The sequence below is a fragment of the Pradoshia sp. Z3_51 genome (genome assembly GCF_058215915.1).
Genome location: NZ_JBZAJC010000008.1, coordinates 80,094 through 100,088, shown reverse-complemented (window position 1 = coordinate 100,088; position 19,995 = coordinate 80,094). Strand labels below are relative to the sequence as shown.

Annotated in this window: 20 protein-coding genes, 1 pseudogene and 1 riboswitch; of the genes and pseudogenes, 14 read left to right on the top strand and 7 right to left on the bottom strand. The window is 35.4% G+C overall.

Going from position 1 to position 19,995, the window contains the following annotated elements:
* Positions 1 to 55: 55 nt before the first annotated feature.
* The 4 genes from AC4BHA_RS14655 (at position 56) to AC4BHA_RS14640 (ending at position 3,054) form a co-directional block, all read left to right on the top strand.
* Entirely contained in the window at positions 56 to 580 is a 525-nt protein-coding gene (locus AC4BHA_RS14655) for a YusW family protein (RefSeq protein WP_066101994.1), read from the top strand.
* 295 nt (positions 581 to 875) lie between these two features.
* Complete coding sequence (locus AC4BHA_RS14650; RefSeq protein ID WP_257468979.1) at positions 876 to 998, top strand: hypothetical protein; 123 nt, start codon at positions 876 to 878, stop codon at positions 996 to 998.
* Between the two features lie 18 nt (positions 999 to 1,016).
* Complete coding sequence (locus AC4BHA_RS14645) at positions 1,017 to 1,955, top strand: magnesium transporter CorA family protein (protein WP_066101990.1); 939 nt, start codon at positions 1,017 to 1,019, stop codon at positions 1,953 to 1,955.
* A gap of 226 nt (positions 1,956 to 2,181) precedes the next feature.
* Positions 2,182 to 3,054 carry a cation diffusion facilitator family transporter gene (locus AC4BHA_RS14640; RefSeq protein ID WP_139891579.1) on the top strand — a complete coding sequence of 291 codons (873 nt, stop codon included), beginning with the start codon at positions 2,182 to 2,184 and terminating at the stop codon, positions 3,052 to 3,054.
* Between the two features lie 136 nt (positions 3,055 to 3,190).
* On the opposite strand, the gene AC4BHA_RS14635 is transcribed toward AC4BHA_RS14640, so the two are convergent.
* The gene (locus AC4BHA_RS14635; RefSeq protein ID WP_139891510.1) at positions 3,191 to 4,480 is read right to left on the bottom strand and encodes an NCS2 family permease; all 1,290 of its coding nucleotides are present in this window, start codon (positions 4,478 to 4,480) and stop codon (positions 3,191 to 3,193) included.
* A 122-nt stretch (positions 4,481 to 4,602) separates the two neighbouring features.
* On the opposite strand from AC4BHA_RS14635, the gene AC4BHA_RS14630 reads away from it, so the two are divergent.
* Positions 4,603 to 5,520 carry a LysR family transcriptional regulator gene (locus AC4BHA_RS14630; RefSeq protein WP_066101984.1) on the top strand — a complete coding sequence of 306 codons (918 nt, stop codon included), beginning with the start codon at positions 4,603 to 4,605 and terminating at the stop codon, positions 5,518 to 5,520.
* A 118-nt stretch (positions 5,521 to 5,638) separates the two neighbouring features.
* Positions 5,639 to 6,862 carry an aminopeptidase gene (locus tag AC4BHA_RS14625; RefSeq protein WP_066101980.1) on the top strand — a complete coding sequence of 408 codons (1,224 nt, stop codon included), beginning with the start codon at positions 5,639 to 5,641 and terminating at the stop codon, positions 6,860 to 6,862.
* A 161-nt stretch (positions 6,863 to 7,023) separates the two neighbouring features.
* Here AC4BHA_RS14625 and AC4BHA_RS14620 read toward each other — a convergent pair whose 3' ends face one another.
* The 3 genes and pseudogenes from AC4BHA_RS14620 to AC4BHA_RS14610 form a co-directional block, all read right to left on the bottom strand.
* Positions 7,024 to 7,263 (bottom strand): hypothetical protein, encoded by a 240-nt coding sequence (locus AC4BHA_RS14620; protein WP_066101977.1) that lies wholly within the window; start codon positions 7,261 to 7,263, stop codon positions 7,024 to 7,026.
* Between the two features lie 80 nt (positions 7,264 to 7,343).
* A pseudogene (locus AC4BHA_RS14615) lies at positions 7,344 to 7,559 on the bottom strand (hypothetical protein); the annotation flags it as partial.
* A 47-nt stretch (positions 7,560 to 7,606) separates the two neighbouring features.
* A complete protein-coding gene (locus AC4BHA_RS14610; protein WP_139891509.1) occupies positions 7,607 to 7,813 on the bottom strand; it encodes a hypothetical protein in 207 nt (68 codons plus the stop codon).
* Positions 7,814 to 7,980: 167 nt separating this feature from the next.
* Between AC4BHA_RS14610 and AC4BHA_RS14605 the strand changes: the two genes are divergently transcribed.
* A complete protein-coding gene (locus tag AC4BHA_RS14605) occupies positions 7,981 to 9,078 on the top strand; it encodes an AI-2E family transporter (RefSeq protein ID WP_066101969.1) in 1,098 nt (365 codons plus the stop codon).
* Positions 9,079 to 9,264: 186 nt separating this feature from the next.
* Here the strand turns inward: AC4BHA_RS14605 and AC4BHA_RS14600 are convergent, their stop codons facing one another.
* A complete protein-coding gene (locus tag AC4BHA_RS14600) occupies positions 9,265 to 10,626 on the bottom strand; it encodes a hemolysin family protein (RefSeq protein WP_077247972.1) in 1,362 nt (453 codons plus the stop codon).
* 474 nt (positions 10,627 to 11,100) lie between these two features.
* On the opposite strand from AC4BHA_RS14600, the gene AC4BHA_RS14595 reads away from it, so the two are divergent.
* The 4 genes from AC4BHA_RS14595 (at position 11,101) to AC4BHA_RS14580 (ending at position 14,512) form a co-directional block, all read left to right on the top strand.
* Positions 11,101 to 11,271: a hypothetical protein gene (locus AC4BHA_RS14595; protein ID WP_180349928.1), complete on the top strand. Its 171-nt coding sequence runs from the start codon at positions 11,101 to 11,103 to the stop codon at positions 11,269 to 11,271.
* A gap of 349 nt (positions 11,272 to 11,620) precedes the next feature.
* Positions 11,621 to 12,880, top strand: coding sequence for a dicarboxylate/amino acid:cation symporter (locus tag AC4BHA_RS14590; protein ID WP_066101967.1), 1,260 nt, complete (start codon positions 11,621 to 11,623; stop codon positions 12,878 to 12,880).
* A 64-nt stretch (positions 12,881 to 12,944) separates the two neighbouring features.
* Positions 12,945 to 13,045, top strand: a riboswitch (TPP riboswitch).
* 113 nt (positions 13,046 to 13,158) lie between these two features.
* Entirely contained in the window at positions 13,159 to 13,749 is a 591-nt protein-coding gene (gene thiT, locus AC4BHA_RS14585; protein ID WP_066101964.1) for an energy-coupled thiamine transporter ThiT, read from the top strand.
* Positions 13,750 to 14,050: 301 nt separating this feature from the next.
* Entirely contained in the window at positions 14,051 to 14,512 is a 462-nt protein-coding gene (locus AC4BHA_RS14580; protein WP_066101963.1) for a helix-turn-helix domain-containing protein, read from the top strand.
* A gap of 169 nt (positions 14,513 to 14,681) precedes the next feature.
* Here the strand turns inward: AC4BHA_RS14580 and AC4BHA_RS14575 are convergent, their stop codons facing one another.
* Positions 14,682 to 15,182, bottom strand: a complete 501-nt coding sequence (locus AC4BHA_RS14575; RefSeq protein ID WP_066101960.1) for a universal stress protein — start codon at positions 15,180 to 15,182, stop codon at positions 14,682 to 14,684.
* 300 nt (positions 15,183 to 15,482) lie between these two features.
* Here AC4BHA_RS14575 and AC4BHA_RS14570 point away from each other — a divergent pair, with 300 nt between their 5' ends.
* A complete protein-coding gene (locus AC4BHA_RS14570) occupies positions 15,483 to 15,647 on the top strand; it encodes a hypothetical protein (protein ID WP_175354229.1) in 165 nt (54 codons plus the stop codon).
* A 111-nt stretch (positions 15,648 to 15,758) separates the two neighbouring features.
* Complete coding sequence (locus AC4BHA_RS14565; protein WP_490558840.1) at positions 15,759 to 17,756, top strand: transglycosylase domain-containing protein; 1,998 nt, start codon at positions 15,759 to 15,761, stop codon at positions 17,754 to 17,756.
* A gap of 100 nt (positions 17,757 to 17,856) precedes the next feature.
* On the opposite strand, the gene AC4BHA_RS14560 is transcribed toward AC4BHA_RS14565, so the two are convergent.
* Positions 17,857 to 18,153, bottom strand: a complete 297-nt coding sequence (locus AC4BHA_RS14560) for an HPr family phosphocarrier protein (protein WP_066101953.1) — start codon at positions 18,151 to 18,153, stop codon at positions 17,857 to 17,859.
* Positions 18,154 to 18,580: 427 nt separating this feature from the next.
* Between AC4BHA_RS14560 and fumC the strand changes: the two genes are divergently transcribed.
* Positions 18,581 to 19,969: a class II fumarate hydratase gene (gene fumC / locus AC4BHA_RS14555; RefSeq protein ID WP_139891508.1), complete on the top strand. Its 1,389-nt coding sequence runs from the start codon at positions 18,581 to 18,583 to the stop codon at positions 19,967 to 19,969.
* Positions 19,970 to 19,995: the final 26 nt, after the last annotated feature.

The window sequence follows — 19,995 nt, the reverse complement described above, 5'->3', positions numbered from 1 at the left end:
CTAAGTGGGGAAATACTAAAACAACAGTTACATAACAAACTTAGGAGGAGACATTATGAAGAAATTATCATTAATCATGTGTATGTGCGTTTTAACAGTATTTGCAGCAGGGTGCAATAATAATGATGATGCACAAAAAGATAATCAAGCAAATGACAATCAAACAACAGAAAATAACAATGCGAATGATACAGCGACAGACAATAACAACGCAAACAATCAAGCAACAGACAATAATACGGGTACTAATACAAATGATTCAGCTTATTCTTTTAGAGATTTTGATCTTGAAGTGAAATACGAAAATAATAAGGATTATGAGGTTAGCTACGAAAATGATAACGATGGAGTAGAAGCTTCGATTGAAGATGATCGAAATAATGAGCGAGTAAATGGTAATGATGCAGTTGACCGCTTAAATCCTATATTTAAAAAATTAGATATTGATTCTAATACATCACAGGATGATGTTATATCCAAAGTTATTTCAGCATTTGAATTAGATGATAATTATCAGGCGATTGATATAGATATTTCATTTAATGACGGAACAGAAAAAGAATATAGAAATAATAAGTAATTGATATACGCAATCAGAGCATCCCTTAAGATTAAAAGGGGATGCTTTGTTTTTATGTAGATTTTATTTTTTATTATTTAGGGTGTAAGAAATGCTTTTTCCAATCAGTTGGGATAAGTAAGGGGGTTAATTGTCTTTTTAGAGAACGAAAGAGCAAAGGCTATTATAAAAAAAGGGAGTATGACAGTCAGACTAAGGTAATCTTTTTATGAATAGTTAATTTCCCATTGCACAGCTTTGAATGTTAGGTATAAGATGTAAGAGGTAAAACTATCTTCAGGAGGAGTTGAGATTATTGAGTAGCTACGATTCGAGTGACCCAGACACGAGCTTGCCTGAGGAAACCAACAGTGCTTTTTATAAAAGGTGGGGAAAGATAATCGTCATTCCATTAAAAAGAGTTGTTGCTTCCTCATAATGAGAGGAGGTTAAATCAATGTTAGAATATTATATCTCAGATACAGATAGTAAATTACAGAAAATTGATGAACTAAAAAAAGGGTGCTGGGTCAATATGGTTGCGCCAAGTGAAGCTGAAATCAAGTTAATTTCGGATCGTTTGGATATACCGGAAGATTTCATTAAAGACCCATTGGATGATGAAGAACGGTCTCGGCTTGAAAGAGAAGATAATCATATATTGATCATTGTAGACTTTCCATACATTACGTATGATGATGGGGGATTCCCGCTTTATGAAACTCTTCCAATTGGTCTGATTGTAACAGACGAATGCTTTATTACAATCTCACTCATTGAAAATCCCATTATTACTGATTTTGTGAGTAAGAAAATGAAGGGATTTTTTACGTATAAAAAGACAAGATTTGCTCTTCAAATTCTGTTTAATATCTCTAGCTATTATTTAAGATATTTAAAACAGATCAATCGTAAAACAGATGATATCGAAAAAGAATTACACCAGTCTATGAAAAATGAAGAGCTTTATGCATTTCTTTCATTAGAAAAGAGTTTGGTGTATTTTACGACGTCGCTAAAATCCAATAAAATCGTATTACAAAAACTTTTGCGGTTAAATCACTTGAAGATGTATGAAGAGGATAAGGATCTTTTAGAAGATGTTATTATTGAAAACACGCAGGCGATTGAGATGGCTGAGACGTATCATTCCATTTTGACGAGTATGATGAACACATTTGCTTCAGTTATTTCGAATAACCTGAATATCGTGATGAAATTCTTAACTTCCATAACGATTATTTTATCATTCCCGACTATTGTAGCAAGCATATATGGGATGAATGTTAATTTACCTTTTCAAAATAACCCGTATGCGTTTATAGGTGTTATTTGTGTTGCCCTATTGTTATCATCCATTACAACTATAATATTTTGGAAAAAGAGATACTTTTGAAGATAGCAAAAGCTATCTCTTTTTTTTGGGTAAGCTAAATATGTTGAGTCTCTTTCGTGAAAAAGATAAAATATTGTTTTGTGTTCACAATTGATATGTTTCCGAAATCAGTTTTATACAGTTTGATTAAACAGTGGCATAACATTTTTTTTGCACCAACGTATGGAATCCATTTCATATAGGTGTAATAAGTATGGGGTGAATTTTCTTGGAACTTAGAGAGTCAATGGCAAAAAGGGTAGCCTGGATTAGTATTTGGAGCAATATAATTCTTACAGTTGGAAAAATCGTAATCGGAATAATCGCAAGCAGTGATGCGTTATTCGCAGATGGGATACACTCGGCAGCGGATGTTTTTGCGGCGGTCATCGTATTATTGGTACTTAAAGTTTCAAATAAACCTGCGGATCTTGAGCATCCATACGGACACGGCAAAGCTGAAGTAATTGTTTCCGGGGTAATTGGAATCTTATTATTATTAGTATCCCTTTATATTGTGTATGAAGGTGTAGCTGGATTTTTCCATCCTATTGAAACTCCAAGCATGATTGCCTTCTGGATTGCTTTATTTTCTTATGTAACGAAAGAATGCTTATTCCGTTATTCCATGAATGTCGGCAAACGGGTAAACAGTAAAGCGATTGAAGCGGTAGCATATGATCACCAGGCAGATATAGTGGCATCGCTGGCTGCAGCAATAGGTATACTTTTATCTTATCTTGGGGATAAATTAGGAATTACCTTTCTCTTATATGGGGATAAAGTCGCGAGTATATTTGTAGCCTATTTGATTTTTAAAATTGCAAGGGAAATGCTGACAGAAGCCTTCCATATTCTAATCGAACGCAATGTACAGCCGGAAATGATGGAGCAATTTGAGGCTGTTATCCTTAGTTTTGAGGAAGTCAGACGTATTGACCGAATAAGGGCAAGAGAACATGGTCACTACATAATAATGGATATTCGTATCTCCATTGACCAGGATAAAACAATTAAAGAAGGTCATGACCTATCAAGAGAGATTAAGAATTCTCTAAAGGAGAAATTTGACCATATTGAAGAAGTGCTCATTCATTTAAATCCATACTTTCCAGAATAAACGAAGGCCAATTTACATGTTAATTGTAAATTGGCCTTTTTTCGTTCTGTTTTACCGAAATTTTAGTTATCCACGTTCAAGATTTAATTAACATTAACAAACCGGACAGCCATCTAACACCTGTCCGGTTTGTTTCTTATATGGATGTATATTGAAAGACAAAATTGAGCGTAAATAATAGAGCAATAATATAAAGTGGTACTGAAACATCGCGTTTTTTTCCTAAAAATAGCTTAATTAATGGATAGGCTATGAATCCTATAGCCATTCCATTGGCAATGCTGAATGTTAATGGAATTAAAACAATCACCAATAAAGCAGGGAAACTCTCAGTTAAGTCATTCAGATCAATTTCCGTTATATTTTGAATCATTAATGCCCCAATTAAAATCAAAATAGGGGATATAGCTGCATTTGGAATGATTTTAATTATAGGTAATAAAAATAATGAAGCAAAAAAGAACAAGCCTGTAGTGACAGCTGTTAATCCTGTTCGTCCGCCTGCTGTAATCCCTGCTGCTGTTTCCACAGTGGCAACAGTCGGGCTTGACCCGAATATACCGCATGACAGGACAGATAGAGCGTTAGCTTTAAGGGCTTTATTATTTTTCTCGGGTTGTTTTATAGATACAGTATGTGCATGAATTAACCCAATATTTTCAAAGGTTACAACCATGGCCATTGAAAAAGAAGTTAACAGAAAACCGATTGAGAAGATATTGGTAAATGACATGGCTCCAAAAACTTCTCCATACGAGTTAAATGATGGTTGAGTCCATTCAAACCCATCAAGGTTTACCACTCCAAGAAAGATGGCCAGGATGGTGATGATAGCGACACTGATTAGGAGATTTCCAGGAATATTACGAGTAAATAGAATAAAGGTAATTATAAGACCAAGAATGGTTAACAAGGTTTCCGCATTTGTTAAGTCACCAAGAGCAACAATAGTTTCAGGTGAGGAAACGATAATTCCGCTTTGCTCAAACCCTATAAACATTAATAAAATTCCAATCCCAACTGTAATTCCTGCTTTTAAGGAATGCGGGATTGCTTCAGTAATTTTTTTAGCTAACGGTGTGAACGCAATAAGCATGAAAAGTACACCTGAAAGAAAAACAATTCCAAGTGCTTCCTGCCAGCTATAGTTACCATTGATAACGATTGTATATGTGAACATTGCGTTAATTCCCATGCCCGGGACGACGATGATGGGAGTATTACTCCAAAGTCCCATAATCATGCAACCGAATACACAGGTAAGTATAGTTCCAATCATAGCTGCGTCATATGGTATTCCGGCTTCTGATAGGATTTTGGAATTGACAATTACGATATAAACAATGGTGATAAAAGAAATAAAGCCAGCGAGGATTTCACGTTTTATGGTAGTACCGTGCGCATCCAATTTAAATAATTTTTCCATGATGTGTCGTTCTCCTTTTTAAAAAGCTACCTTCCCATGCTATCATTGTGTGTAATATATGAAAAATATTTATTTTGTATGATAAGTATATCTTTTTGATATAACGGAAATGAGGACAGGATATGGATATAAAACAGTTACGCTATTTTGTAGCCATTGCAGAAGAAAAACAAATTACTAGAGCGGCAAAACGATTGCATATGGCTCAGCCGCCGCTCAGTCAACAATTAAAGAGAATGGAAGATGAATTAGAAGTTGTCCTTTTTAATAGGAAAGGAAACACTCTTGAATTAACTCAGGCAGGAGCCTCTCTCTATCAAAAAGCAGTGGATATCATTAGAGTATTTGAAGAAATGATAACTGAAACGAAAGAAATGGTGGAAGGATTAAGTGGTAATCTCCGCATTGGAGTAAATACATTTTCTGATTATCAATTAGCAGGTTATCTAAATGACTTTCATCAAAAATATCCTAATGTTTATTACACCGTTTATCAAGGGAATTCAGTGGAATTGACGAAAATGATTAAGGAGGGGCTGCTTGACATTGGATATGTCATCTTTCCAATTGAGTCTCATGAGGTGAATATACTGCCCATTAAAACAGAGCCATTTGTTTATTTAACAAATGAAAAAATAGAGAGCTCTGAAACAATCGTTTCTTTAAAAAGCATTAGTAAAAAACCATTAATTCTACCAAGCAATGAAGGTTTAGGAATCTACAAAATGATTGTCAGTGAATTCTCAAGGCTGCACATAAAACCGTTAGTGAAAAGCGAATGCTCAGACATCAAGCTATTACTTCAATTGGTAAAGCAGGGATTTGGGGTCACTGTTGTACCGGAATCAGTTGTAAAGACATATGATACACACCAATTATACAGTTATCAGCTTCAAGAAAAAGATTTAACATCTACGGTGGGTGTTATTTGGTCCAAAGAAAGATATCTGGCAAAGACAGTGGAAAATTTCCTGAGTATGATTAAACAAAGAACAGCGGGAAGTCCAGTTACTGAATCAAGTGATAATAACCAGTATTGATAAAGGTATTCTCTTTTTTTATAATTTTTCAAAAAAACCAATTCGTTCAACTGTGTATTCCAACAAGGAGTGGTAAAATAGTAACGAATGGGAATGATGTTTTAAAGGAGCTGAAAGAATGAATTTTGAACAAAAATTAAACAAATATGCAGAATTGGTTGTTAAAGTGGGAGTCAATATTCAAGAAGGGCAAATTTTGGTAATCTCATCCTCAATTGAATCAGCATCGTTTACACGCCAAGTTGTTAAAAAAGCTTATGAAGCCGGTGCAAAGCATGTATACGTGGATTGGGCTGATGAAGAGGTTAGCAGAATCAAATATGAATTGGCTCCAGATGAAGCCTTTAATGAATTTCCGCAATGGATAGTGGCTCAACGAGAGGAGTTGGTAGAAAAAGGTGGTGCTTTCCTATCAATTGTTTCTCAGAGTCCTGACCTATTAAAAGGAATCGATCCGAATCGAATTGCTAGCTTTCAAAAAGCGGCAGGCACTGCATTAAATAAATTTAGACAAGCTACACAATCTGATAAAGTGAGCTGGTGTGTAACAGCTGCTGCAGGGAAGGCCTGGGCTGACAAGATTTTCCCTGATTCCGAAAACAGTGTGGAATTACTTTGGGATGCGATTTTTAAAGCAGTCCGAGTAGATAGTGAGGATCCAGTTGCTGCTTGGAAGGAACACGATGAAACCCTGCGTACAAAAGCAGACTATTTAAATTCAAAAAAATATAAAGTTCTTCATTATAAAGCGCCAGGAACAGATTTATCCATTGAGCTGTCTGATAAACATATATGGTGCGGAGCCGGTAGTGTGAATTCAAAAGGTATATCGTTTATGGCTAATATGCCAACAGAGGAAGTCTTTACGGTTCCTTATAAAGAAGGCGTGAATGGAACTGTTACAAGCACGAAGCCTTTAAGCTATGGCGGAAATGTCATTAACAATTTCACGTTAACATTTGAAAAAGGGAAAGTTGTAGATGTAAAGGCAGAAACAGGTGAGAATGTTCTTAAGAATCTTCTTGACTCTGATGAAGGATCTCGCTATCTTGGTGAAGTTGCCCTAGTACCTCATCAGTCACCAATCTCTGATACAAATATTTTATTCTATAATACTCTCTTTGATGAAAATGCATCCAATCACTTGGCTATTGGCTCAGGCTATGCTTTTTGTCTTGAAGGAGGCAAAGAGATGAATGAAGATCAATTAGCGAATGATGGTGTCAATATAAGTATTAATCATGTTGATTTTATGATTGGTTCTGCTGAAATGGACATTGATGGAGAATTGGCAGATGGAACAAAAGAACCTATTTTCCGAAAAGGGAATTGGGCGTTCTAAACAAAGCTGGAGATAGAGCCGGAACATAAAAGTTCCGGTTTATTTGTATTAGTTCTTTTCTAATAGTATATTGCTGATATCTCAATAAAAAAAGACAGCTTTTGTGCTGTCATTACTTTGTTGAAGCCCCTAGCTAGCATACTAAAAAAATATATTAAATTTTATTTAAGATTTTTTTCAATTCGGTCAAGACGTTGTTTAGTCTCCTGTATATCTGTTTCTATCAGCTTTAGTTTTTGCTCAACTATTTTACTGTTAGTTAGATAACGCTTAAAAATCTTAACAATATATATAATAGCGATAATAATTAAAATCATTACCGCCAATAGAAAAAAAGGTAAAACATTCGTAAAGATATCTACAAAATTCGATGTTTCCACCTCTGGCTTCACTGTTTCCACTATAGTGTCACTCCTTTACATAGTATTTTTCTATAAGTCCATTAATTCTACATTAAACATTGTTATGGATTAACCTCACTTCAACCTGAGTTACTCTTTCTATGATTCCAAAGGGTTAAAATTTCCTTCTCAATTTCCTGCGTAATATCATATGCACCTTTAGATTTGTTAGAACATATTACGGCTGTAATTGACATCTTAGGATAAAATGCCGAATGGAAACTAACTCCCGGGTCATAACTCATAATATGATATTTGAAAATCTCATCATTATGTTTCTCTATCCATACTCCGTAATAGCTGGTGAATTGTTATACCCTTTTCAAAGTTCGGGAATTGAATATTAAGACAATCTTCTAATTTCATCTCCCATTTCTGTGTTTTGGTTCTTATGGTTGTTTATGCTTAGTGAAAAAGCTGAACAAAGCAAAAATATGAATGCTAACCCAACTCCAACTAACATTGAAAATCCGAAAATGTTTTTTAGTGCCATACCACCTGCGATACTTGCAACAAATAGCAACAGAAACATCACTGTGTAGTTCTTCAATTTAAACACCGCCTTACCAATATTATACAACAATCAGTAGGAAAACAGATTTTTATAAAAAGTATGACATCTAATGTATTAAAACATTATATTAATGGGAATGTTTTTTCTAACGAATAAATACGATATAATGGGGAATAACCGAATATGAGGAGAGGAGGATACAATTGAAATCAAAATTACATTTTTGGACATTGGAAATCTTGTTACTGTTATTGATTATATTCGTAAGTACAAAAATTTCCTTCTTATTTAATCCGATTGGGATCTTCATATCTACGCTTTTTTTCCCAATTTTGATTTCAGGATTTCTGTTTTATTTATTAAATCCACTTTTAAAATTTATGATAAAGCGGAAAGTACCAAAAATCATTGGAATCTTGATCGTATACATAGCCCTGATTGGTTTATTTATATTTGGTGGAGCAACAGTTGGGCCAATCGTTTCGAATCAAATAACAGATATAGTCGAGAATACGCCTAAAATCATTGATGATATTGGAAGAATCATTGAGGATGCATCTGATTCCCCTTTGGTTAATTATGTAATTCAACAGGATATAGTTAAAATAGACGAACTGAAGGACAGATTGCTTGAATTCACAACCACTGTGACAAAGAATATAACGACTGGAGTCTCGGCCGTCTTCTCCTTTATCACAAATCTGACATTAATTATCATAACAGTTCCGTTCATCCTGTTTTATATGTTGAAGGATGGGAATAAACTTCCCAATGCAATCATGAGATTTTTACCATCTTCTTTTAGAAAAGAAGGAATGGTTATTATTCAGGAAACCTCTGAGACATTGGCAAGCTATATACAGGGACAAATTATTGTCTGTATTTTTGTCGGTACGTGTTGTTTTATCGGTTTCTTAATACTGGATTTACCATATGCACTGACGCTGGGATTAGTAATTGCAATTACAAACATTATTCCTTATGTAGGCCCGTTTATTGGGGCTGCACCGGCAGTGGTAGTCGGTCTATTCCAATCGCCGCTAACAGCTATTTTGGTCATCTTAGTGATTGTAATAGTTCAACAAATTGATGGTAATCTGATTTCTCCGTTGATTATTGGGAAATCACTTAATATTCATCCATTGACCATTATCTTGATATTATTGGTTGCAGGAAGTTTAGCTGGTATAATGGGGATGATATTAGCCGTGCCGACCTATGCTGTTGTAAAAACGATCACCAAAAATATTGTAAGGCTCTATAGATTGTATAAGACGAAAACGACTGTTATAACCGAGTAATGATTGAGCAGGACCTGTTAAGGTTCTGCTTAATTTTGTTTTCCTGAAGTAAATAAGCTAGCTCGAAAGGATCTTGTAGCTAATCAGGAAAAGAGGCATACATTATAAAAACCGCTTCTCTAAGGAAATTAAATTCCAATTTGGAGAAGCGGTTTGTTGGTTGGTGTTCTATAAATAATTTAAATATTAAGAGAAGAGGACATTATCTTCTTCAGCGACGTTTTTTTGTGGTATACCGATTATCTGATATTCTTTAACCTTTTGCTTAATTTCAACATAATGGATATGATGGTCTTCCATATCGATGATGGTTACTTCATATCCTTCGAGGTCAATCGTATCCCCCAACTTGGCATCATAATTTTCGGTTAGAACCCATCCGCCGATTGTATCAATATCTGAGTCATCCAAATTAGTTCCAAGCAAGTCATTAATTTCACTGATAAGTACTTTTGAATCAACGATATAGGAGCCGTCTGGATTTTTACGAATCTCAGGTATCTCGTCAGCATCGAATTCGTCGCGGATTTCTCCAACAATTTCTTCAACTATATCTTCAATAGTGACTAAACCTGAAGTTCCGCCATACTCATCCATCAGAACAGCCATGTGAATGCGTTCAGTTTGCATCTTGACTAATAAGTCATGAATCGGCATGGTATCTAAGACACGGATTATCGGCCTAATGTAGGGATCAAGAGTGACAGTTGTCACCTGTTTATGCTGGACGATATCTGTCAGTATTTCTTTTACATTTACTAATCCAATGATGTGATCCTTATCTCCATCAATAATAGGATAACGAGTGAATTTCTCAGCATGAAATACATCAATAAATTCCTTTACGAGGTCATCTTTTGATAAGGAAATCATTTCTGTTCGTGGTACCATAATTTCTTTTGCAATTCGGTTATCAAATTCAAATATATTGTTCACATATTTAAACTCAGATTGATTAATTTCGCCGCTCTTCAAACTCTCAGACAAAATAATTTGCAGTTCTTCTTCTGTATGTGCAATCTCATATTTTGATGCGGGTTCAACTCCGACTGATTTGGCAATCAGCCTTGCTGACCCGTTAAGAGCCCATATAAAAGGATACATGATTTTATAGAAAGTCATAAGTGGCTTTGAAGTAAGAAGAGCAATTGATTCCGCTTTTTGAATGGCAACAGTCTTTGGTGCCAATTCACCAATGACTACGTGAATAAATGTAATTAACATAAAAGAGAGAATGATGGTCAGTGTTTTGGCAACAGCATCCGGTAATGTCAAGAATGATATTACTGGAGATATGATAGTGGCAAAGGTTTCTTCTCCGATCCAGCCAAGTGCCAGTGCTGTCATCGTTATGCCAAGCTGACAGGCAGACAAGTATTCATCCAGATTTGTGATGATTTTTTTTGTACTTATTGCCTTTTTATTTCCTTCTTCAAGTAATTGATCTATCCGTGAAGAACGAATTTTAACAATTGCGAACTCCGATGCAACAAAAAATGCGGTTAATGCAATCAAAATGGCTATAAAAACCAAATTCCATATGTCCAATAAATTTCCTTTAACCGTTTATGACGGTCAAGGAGTCACCTCCTGTAGTAATAAGCTGCTATCAGCTAAATGGTTTAAATATAAAAGATCGACTATATGAATGTTTTTGGTCATCAACTTCCCATGTGAATCACCCCTTGGATTATAAAAGAGAAGTATTTGAAAAAGAGTTATTACTATCCATTATATTAAATTTATAAATGAATAGCATTTGTTTTTATTCCTAATTTAATAATTTGACTATATTTTCAATAAATATGAAATTTGGGACTATCTTTTTTTCAGCAATTTAGTAAAATTTAAGTTGTGGAATTATTTACATAAGTAACATAATTATAGTGTTATTTACATAAAATCAGTTAGTAAATAAAACAGATATAAATGTCAAATAAAATGCTTGTATTTTGGTTTGAGGGATTAATATAAGGGTATATTTGTATGGATTAGTATAAATTAGAGGTGGAGATAGTGTGTATGGATATCGTATCTAAATTTAAGGTGCAGGGAATTATCATTGAAAAGACAAAATCACGTAATGAAATATTTTCAAATGTATTTATTTCAGGGTTCTCTGATTTGGGTCATGAATTAATGGCTGAGGAAGCATCTGAGTCCAAGAAGGAAGTAGAACTAAAAAGTCATTAATCAATCTCATACATACATATTAGTTAAAAATACGATCATTTCACAGAAGACGCATGTATGCGTCTTTTTTTGCTGTTGTATGAGGATATGCAGAAAAGACGGAAATATAAAAATTTATATTTATGTGATCAAGGGACAAAACGAGGAAAAACAGGCCCTCACTCAAGCTAAGAGTAAGATTGTACACACCTCCCTGTAATTCTTTCCATTGTCATCTTAGGAATAATCTACTATTATTATATAGAAATAAGAAAAACCATTCTAATTTGTGGGGTGTTTTTTCGTTAAATTCTCCTTTTATGTGGAGTATAGTAGATTTTTTCTAATAGATAATTGAAGGAGGACATCTATGAACCTTACAGTTAAAATTATATTAGGATTGTTTTTTGGTGCGATTGTTGGATTGATGCTTAACATTTTTTCACCTCAATCATTTGAAATCTTAAATGCTTTAGTATTTTCACCAATCGGCAGTCTGTTCATTAACGCTATTACCATGCTGGTTGTTCCTATTGTACTTATCTCAATTACTCTAGGTACGGCGGGTTTAGGGGATCCTAAAAAACTCGGCAGAATTGGTGGTAAAACCATTCTTTATTTTCTTTCAACGACTGCATTTGCTATCACAATTGGTATATTCCTGGCCTTAGTCATTAAACCAGGGAACGGAGGTAATTTTGATATTGCCTCAGCTGAATATACAGCCACTACAGCCCCTTCTATAACTGAAACTCTCATTAATATCATTCCAAAGAATCCAATTCAGGCAATGGCGGATGGAAATATGCTTCAGGTAATTGTAATGTCTATTTTCTTTGGGATCGCAATTACGGCTCTTGGAGAAAAAACAAAAGGTATTATCAACCTTTTGGAGCAAGGTAATGAAGTACTGATGTATTTAGTTAACCTAATTATGAAGGCAGCACCTTATGCAACATTTGCCTTAATAGCAACTGCTGTCGGAAGCCAAGGTCTTCCGGCTATTAAAAATATGGGTCTTTATATGATCGTAGTTCTTTTGGCATTATTGGCTCATACAATTGTCATATACGGGGGAGCGATTGCAATATTCGCGAAACGTAATCCAATAGAGTTTTTCAAAAAGTTTTTCCCAGCTATGACAGTCGGGTTTAGTACTTCGTCGAGCAGTGCAACTTTGCCGGTAGCTATGGAGCTTACACAAAAAGAGCTGAATGTACCAAAAAGTATCAGCAGCTTTGTGCAGCCGCTTGGCGCTACCATTAATATGGATGGAACTGCTATTATGCAAGGGGTTGCTACTGTATTTATTGCCCAGGCATATAGTGTGGACCTTACAATGACGCAATTAATTACTGTCATCCTGACAGCTGTTCTTGCAAGTATTGGAACAGCAGGTGTGCCGGGTGTAGGATTAATCATGTTGACTATGGTTCTTGGCCAGGTTGGCCTTCCAGTTGAGGGTGTAGGTTTGATCCTCGGTATTGATCGCTTACTTGATATGACGAGAACAGCAGTTAATATTACTGGAGATGCATCTTGTGCTGTAATTATTGCCGAATCTGAAAAGAAACGTGAAGAAAAAGAAGATAAAGCAGATACAATAAAAATAGAAGAAATGACTGCTTAGTTAGATTTGGATTAATAATACTTGCTAATGTATGGAAAAATTAGTACGATGTAAGAAATGAATAGTATTCCACAAGGGGAGCCTATGGCTGAGAGTGAACGATCGAGTTCTGACCCTTCGAACCTGTTAGTTAGCACTAGCGTAGGAATGTGGCTGAATGAATGTAATGTAAGCAATGCGAGCCATTTTTGTGCGAGCATTGCTTTTTTGCATTTTTGGATGCCCGATCAAGATGGAGGTTACGATTCAGGAGCTCTTGATTAGAAAGGGGAAGTAAGATGAGAAACAAACGATTATTATTTATGGTGGAAATTGCTGTTTTTTCTGCTTTGGCATTTATTTTTGATTTGTTGGCCACTGTTGTATCTTTTAGTTTATGGCCGCAGGGTGGCAGCGTGTCAATCGCTATGGTACCTGTTTTTTTAATGGCTTATCGATGGGGTGTTAAAGGTGGCGTAACCACAGGATTACTGTTGGGTTTGCTACAAATTCTATCAGGAACTGCTTATATCATGCATCCTGTACAAGGTTTTCTCGATTATATTGTCGCTTATACGGTTGTTGGCTTAGCTGGGATTGTATTTAAATATGCAGATAGAGAACGAATTGGCAAAAAGGATATTAAAACATCAGGTATTATTGTTTTAGGAATACTACTGGGAAGTACGATGCGTTTTTTTGCACACTTTATTGCTGGAATGGTTTTCTTTGGAACTGGCGCAGCAGATGGCCAATCAGTCGCAGTTTTCTCATTGTTTTATAATTTATCCTATATGCTGCCAAGTGTTATTGTAAGCGGAATGGTAATGATGCTATTATTTGCAGCAGCACCACGGGTTATCTTGCGGAAATCTGTACATCATTCCTAAAAAGATTAATAATTTGAATTTAGGGCTCTCGACATAGTCGAAAGTCTTTTTGAGTTTTTCTCATTCCATGTACTTGAACCCGACCCATCTTGGCTTAGCTCCTGAAAGAGTTATAGTTCTATCATCCTTTTTAATTAATAGAAAGCAGTTTTATGTAAAAAGAAGAAGAGAATATAAAAAAATTAGTAAATTTATACATAATAATACCTATCTTCCATTTATTTCTATTATAATGATAGTAGTGAACATTAAATTTGGAGTATAAATATTATATTTTATATTGATGGGAAGTGGGATGATTATGAGTAAGGATGAAATTATTCGTCTAATATCTGAACGTATGCGATTAATCCGTGTGGAAGTTGATTATACACAAGACAAGATGGCCGAAATAATCGGTATTTCTAAAAAAACATTGGTACAAATTGAAAAAGAGCGTAATGAAGCAAGCTGGACTACTGTCGTGGCTGTCGTTTCATTATTTCGTGAAACATTAACAGTGCAGACTTTATTTGGCGGGGACCCTCTCGAGGTCATTGAAACGGTTTCAAGAGAAAGAATTGATTACAGGAAAGAAAAAATGCTTGGCGGTAAGGTATGGTGGAAAGATATTCTTAATGATGGCGGGTATGTTCTGCAGCAAAATATGATTAGTGAGCACTATCGTATTTTAGATGGGGATCAGTATCGAATCTATAGTTCATTAAACGAGAATGATGCACATAATAAATATAAAGAATTGGTTAATAAAGTGTTGCAATAATACTCTGATATTGAGAGATTCCTGTTGAACGTACGTTTGTATGAAGTTGCCTGGAATGTCTCTTTTTTTAGTTTGATGATTTTTTTAGATTTGGATTTTCTAGCAAAATAAATGGCCTCCTTTTGCTCTCTATGAGGCAGGAGGCCTTATATAGTTAAGGAACAATTAATTATTTTGCCACTAACACAGGACATGAGGCATTTTTAATGATTTTTTCAGAGATATTGCCGAGAAACAATTTACGAAGACCGGTAGTGCTGCTATTGCCGACAATAATTAAATCGACTCCCTCTTTTTCAGCATATTGAAGAATCATATCATCAATTGTCCCTTCAAGTACTACAAAATGTGAATGGATAAGATTATTACCTTCCAAGCTGTTTACATAGCGTTCAATTTCCTCAAGTCGATTGTTATTCGCAGAGTTATTGTTTATTAAAGAATTAGTTTCTGGAACGATTGCCTGCCCCTGGCTGGAGTCTGCGTAAAATGTGCTATTGGTTGAGGCTACAAATGTATTCTCAGGAATTAATCCTTCATTATTTTCTTCATAAACATAAACTACTGATAATAAGGAGTTCTCTTTACTCTTACAAAAATTTAATCCCATTGATAAACCCAATTTAGCCGAATCTGAGCCGTCGAACGCCACCAATATATGGTTAAACATATAACTCAGTCCCTTCATTTTATTTGCACTCGTTATTATTTATCCTTTATTTGGCTTTTGGAAACATCAGGCAAGGGAACCTGTCAATCCAATATCCTATATAGTGACCTTATGCCTTAAAAGAGTAGGTATGTTATTTTTGTGATAATTCGGAAAATTAGTCTTAATTTGTTGTGAAATAGGGTCAAATCAAGATTACCTATTTAGAAGTTCGAAAAATAGATAAATATGCCAAAAGACCAATGGTCATACCAGCAAATATCTTGTATTCTTGTATTATAGAAAAAAGAGGTGATGAGGATGTTAGATGAAAAACAACCCCAGGATATTCACCCAATTATTAAAAAATGCTTAACTCACTTGGATGTTTTGGGAGCAGATGTAAAATTAAAGCAAATTGTTTATATGTATATGGAAACATTGCATAAAGAAATTGGAAACTCGAATAATGAGATTAACAAGTGAAAGATATAGGTAAACCTAAAACAACTGTCTATCAGTTGTTTTTTATTTTTTGTGTATAATATGTAACAATGGATAGAAATTTAGTTGATTTTTAGAGAGGATGAGAATTGGATGGGTTATAAGTTTTTAAAAATATTTGACCATTCTCGTTTAGTACACATTCTTCTGCTTGGTCTATCGTTCATAGCCCTTATCATAAGTTCATTCCTTTATCTGCTCTTAAATCAGGAAGTTGATTTGTCTCATCTGAAAACTGAGCTTATGCAGCCAACCATCATTTATGATATGGATGGAGAAGAGGCTAGTAAAATTTCAGCAAATAAGACAGAAGGGGTTTCAATTAATCAGATTCCAGAGCATGTGATTGATGCTGTTATATCAATAGAAGACCGACGTTTTTATGAACATAGTGGGATTGATTATATAGGGATTATTCGAGCAGCATATGAGAATTTCACTGCAGGAACTGTTGTTCAGGGTGGAAGTACTATCACGCAGCAACTAGCAAAAATAACACTTTTAACGCCTGAACAAACCTTGAAGAGAAAGCTGAAGGAGGTTTCGATAGCCAGCCAGATTGAACGTGAATACTCAAAAGATGAAATCATGGAGATGTATTTAAATCAAATTTATTTTGGGCATGGCGCTTGGGGAATTCAAAATGCCAGCAAAGTATATTTTGGAAAAGAAATCGAAAAGGTCAATCTATCTGAGGCAGCTTTGTTAGCTGGTTTAATACATGCTCCCTCTGTTCTGGATCCTTATAAAAACTTTGAGGCGGCAAAAAAAAGGCAAGAAGTAGTGTTGGTTCATATGGAAAATAGTGGGTTTATTACGAGTGAAGAGAGGGAATCAGCAGCTGAAGAAGAAATAAGTTTCACAGAGTTAAGCGATCCCTTAAAAGGAATGTTTCCCTACTATGTTGACCAGGTGATTATGGAAGCTGACAAAACATATGGAATAAAGCAGGACGAGTTGTTAACAGGTGGATATAAAATATACACAGAACTAGATCAAGGTATGCAGGAAGATATGGAAGAAGTATATAAACAAGATGATTTGTTTGCAAAAGGTTCAAATGCAGATGAATTAGTACAAAGCAGTGCCGTTTTGCTTGATCCAAAGACTGGCGGTGTCAGAGCCCTTATTGGGGGAAGGGGAGAGCATGTTTTTCTTGGATATAACAGAGCGACACAATTAAAAGCCCAGCCAGGTTCAGTGATGAAGCCGCTCGCAGTTTATACACCTGCCCTTGAAAAAGGATATAAACCTACAGATTTGATTAAAGATACGGAGATGGAATTTGCAGGAGGTTATTCACCGAAGAATTATAATGATCAGTATGAAGGAGAAGTTCCGATGTTCGAGGCTGTGTATAAATCGAAAAATATCCCTGCAGTCTGGCTTTTGAATGAAATAGGCATACAAGCTGGAATGGATTATGCAGAGAAATTTGGCATTAAACTTGGAAAGAATGACCGAACACTGGGTCTTGCTTTAGGTGGGCTAAACGAGGGAGTATCTCCACTGCAGATGGCTTCAGCCTATTCTGTATTTGCAAATGGAGGTGTACGTCAGGAAGCACACCTTATCCGGAAGATTGTAGATGCGAGCGGCAAAGAAGTTGCTGTCTTTAAAGGGAAAAAAATTAAAGTAACGACCAAGGAAGTAGCAAAAAATATGACTGCCATGCTAAAGGGTGTGGTTGATTATGAAGGTGGAACTGGAACAAATGCAAAGGTTGAAAATAGAGATATCGCTGGAAAAACAGGTTCAACTCAGGTAGATAATGTGTCTAGACAGGACGCGGTAAAGGACCAATGGTTTGTCGGTTATTCTCCCAACCTCGTTGGTGCCGTGTGGATGGGCTATGATAAAACAACAGCCAATCAGTATCTTTACAAAGATAAAATAAGCGGTGCAAATATTGTTTTTCAGGAAATCATGACAAAAGCCTTACAAAATGTCGAAAATCAAACATTTGATGTTCCAACAATAGATGATATGGAAAAGGAAGTAGAAAAGAACCGTTTTAAAAACTATTGGATTGAGCAAAAGGAAAAGATTCAGAAAAACTTTGATGAATGGATCAATCGCTGGAAAAATTAATTAAAAAATAAGTTGCCTTCCATATTCAATAGGAATGAAAAAAGCCCATTTGAAATCGTAAATTTTACGGTCTCAAATGGGCTTTTCTACTATGCTGTAATTAAGACATAGAGGGTGTTAACTCAGTATTTTCTGTCAGACATATTGTTTCGATTTGCTCAATTGCCCCTTGAGCATTTTCGCCTTTAACAAGGACTTTAACATGTGCATCCGTACCTAATGTTAGGAAAAAAGCTGTTAAAGAAGAAATATCCTTTACGTTAATTTCTTGTGTATTCCTTACCAATTTGATTGTTCCATTAAAGTTTTTCGCATATTGTGCTATACACATTAATTGTGGAAGTGTTATTTGTTTTTGAATGGAAAGTTCAGAAGAACCGATTTCATATTTTTGCATTTTGTCTCACCTTTTCCTCTGTTATTGAGCTAATTTATATACTATTTACCCTGTGTTAAATTAATTAAACAAAATATAGATAACGTGGGAAATTAATGATGGATTGGAATCAACATGAGTGATAGTCATAGAATTGTAAAATATTTTCATTTTTTAACCGGTCAGCCCAGAGTTAAATGTGCTATTTTTATCATTATAAGGATATGAGGAGGTAGGGAAAATGATTGATTATACTGTAACGCTTGCTATAGCTAGTATCATGACTTTAGGCTTTTTTATCGGGCACATGCTTTGGGATACGTAAACCTAATATCTCCTAAAAGCTAACAGTCAAGGGGGCTAGATTTAAGCGCTATCATTTGACCATCTGCTATAATAGAGAGTATGTTCTTAATAGTAAGATAATACTTTATAGGGGATGATGAAGGTGGAATATCGGATTGAAAAAGATACGATGGGAGAAGTGCGTGTTCCAGCTGATAGCTATTGGGGGGCTCAAACAGAGCGTAGCCGCAACAATTTTAAAATTGGACAAGAATTAATGCCAATTGAGATTGTATATGCCTTTGCCCACCTAAAAAAAGCAGCTGCTTATTCCAATTTTGATTTAGGTAATTTATCGGAAGAAAAAAAGAATGCGATATCATACGTATGTGATGAGATTATCGCAGGAAATTTAAATAGTCAATTTCCTCTAAAAGTTTGGCAAACTGGAAGTGGAACCCAAAGCAATATGAATGTGAATGAAGTAGTAGCACGTAAAGGGAATGAATGGCTGGAGAATAATGGGTTTGAAGCAACGCTGCACCCTAATGATGATGTAAACATGTCTCAAAGCTCCAATGATACATACCCAACGGCTTTACATATTGCAGCTTATGAAACTATACATAAAAATGTTTTGCCTGAAATTATTGCTTTTAGGAAAGTACTTCAAGAAAAAGAGCAGGAGTTTATGGGAATTGTTAAAATTGGACGTACTCACCTGCAGGATGCTACACCATTAACACTTGGCCAGGAAATAAGCGGATGGAGATTCAGTTTTGAACGTTCAGAACAGATGATTAGGGAAAGTGCCGAGAAGCTGCTTAGCCTTGCGATAGGAGGTACTGCTGTTGGTACAGGCATTAATGCCCATCTCGAATTTGGGGATAAAACAGCGGGATATATATCTGAACAAACCGGTTATAACTTCATTTCTTCACCAAACAAATTTCATGCATTGACCAGCCATGATGAGATTGTTTATGCGCATGGTGCATTAAAAGCTTTGGCTATGGATGCGATGAAGGTGGCCAATGATATACGCTGGTTGGCAAGCGGCCCTCGCAGTGGTATTGGGGAGATTACCATTCCTGCAAATGAACCTGGGAGTTCGATTATGCCTGGTAAAGTAAATCCGACGCAAAGTGAAGCTTTAACAATGGTAGCTGTTCAAGTATTGGGAAATGATACATCCATTGGATTTGCTGCAAGCCAGGGGAATTTCGAATTAAATGTATTTAAACCCGTGATTGCTTATAATTTCCTGCAATCTTCCAGATTATTGTCAGATTCGCTTAAATCCTTCAGGGTTAATTGCCTGGTTGGACTTGAGGCTAATATTGAAAGCATTCAAAAAAATGTAGAGTCCTCCCTTATGCTCGTAACGGCACTAAACCCGCATATAGGCTATGAGAAAGCAGCTGAAATTGCTAAGCTTGCCTTTAAAGATAACAGTACGTTAAAAGAAACAGCCTTGAAATTGGGTTATTTAACTGAGGAAGAATTTGATCAATGGGTAAATCCAAAAGATATGGTCAAACAAAAATCCTAAAAACATTCGTAACCCCCTTCCGAATT

Bases quoted from the DNA above. Each gene is read 5' to 3' on its own strand.
- AC4BHA_RS14635 (WP_139891510.1), bottom strand. From the start codon at position 4,480: ATGGAAAAATTATTTAAATTGGATGCGCACGGTACTACCATAAAACGT.
- AC4BHA_RS14655 (WP_066101994.1), top strand. From the start codon at position 56: ATGAAGAAATTATCATTAATCATGTGTATGTGCGTTTTAACAGTATTT.
- AC4BHA_RS14640 (WP_139891579.1), top strand. From the start codon at position 2,182: ATGGCAAAAAGGGTAGCCTGGATTAGTATTTGGAGCAATATAATTCTT.
- AC4BHA_RS14560 (WP_066101953.1), bottom strand. From the start codon at position 18,153: ATGCAAAAATATGAAATCGGTTCTTCTGAACTTTCCATTCAAAAACAA.
- AC4BHA_RS14645 (WP_066101990.1), top strand. From the start codon at position 1,017: ATGTTAGAATATTATATCTCAGATACAGATAGTAAATTACAGAAAATT.
- thiT (WP_066101964.1), top strand. From the start codon at position 13,159: ATGAGAAACAAACGATTATTATTTATGGTGGAAATTGCTGTTTTTTCT.
- AC4BHA_RS14565 (WP_490558840.1), top strand. From the start codon at position 15,759: ATGGGTTATAAGTTTTTAAAAATATTTGACCATTCTCGTTTAGTACAC.
- AC4BHA_RS14590 (WP_066101967.1), top strand. From the start codon at position 11,621: ATGAACCTTACAGTTAAAATTATATTAGGATTGTTTTTTGGTGCGATT.
- AC4BHA_RS14570 (WP_175354229.1), top strand. From the start codon at position 15,483: ATGTTAGATGAAAAACAACCCCAGGATATTCACCCAATTATTAAAAAA.
- AC4BHA_RS14595 (WP_180349928.1), top strand. From the start codon at position 11,101: ATGGATATCGTATCTAAATTTAAGGTGCAGGGAATTATCATTGAAAAG.
- AC4BHA_RS14630 (WP_066101984.1), top strand. From the start codon at position 4,603: ATGGATATAAAACAGTTACGCTATTTTGTAGCCATTGCAGAAGAAAAA.
- AC4BHA_RS14575 (WP_066101960.1), bottom strand. From the start codon at position 15,182: ATGTTTAACCATATATTGGTGGCGTTCGACGGCTCAGATTCGGCTAAA.
- AC4BHA_RS14625 (WP_066101980.1), top strand. From the start codon at position 5,639: ATGAATTTTGAACAAAAATTAAACAAATATGCAGAATTGGTTGTTAAA.
- AC4BHA_RS14580 (WP_066101963.1), top strand. From the start codon at position 14,051: ATGAGTAAGGATGAAATTATTCGTCTAATATCTGAACGTATGCGATTA.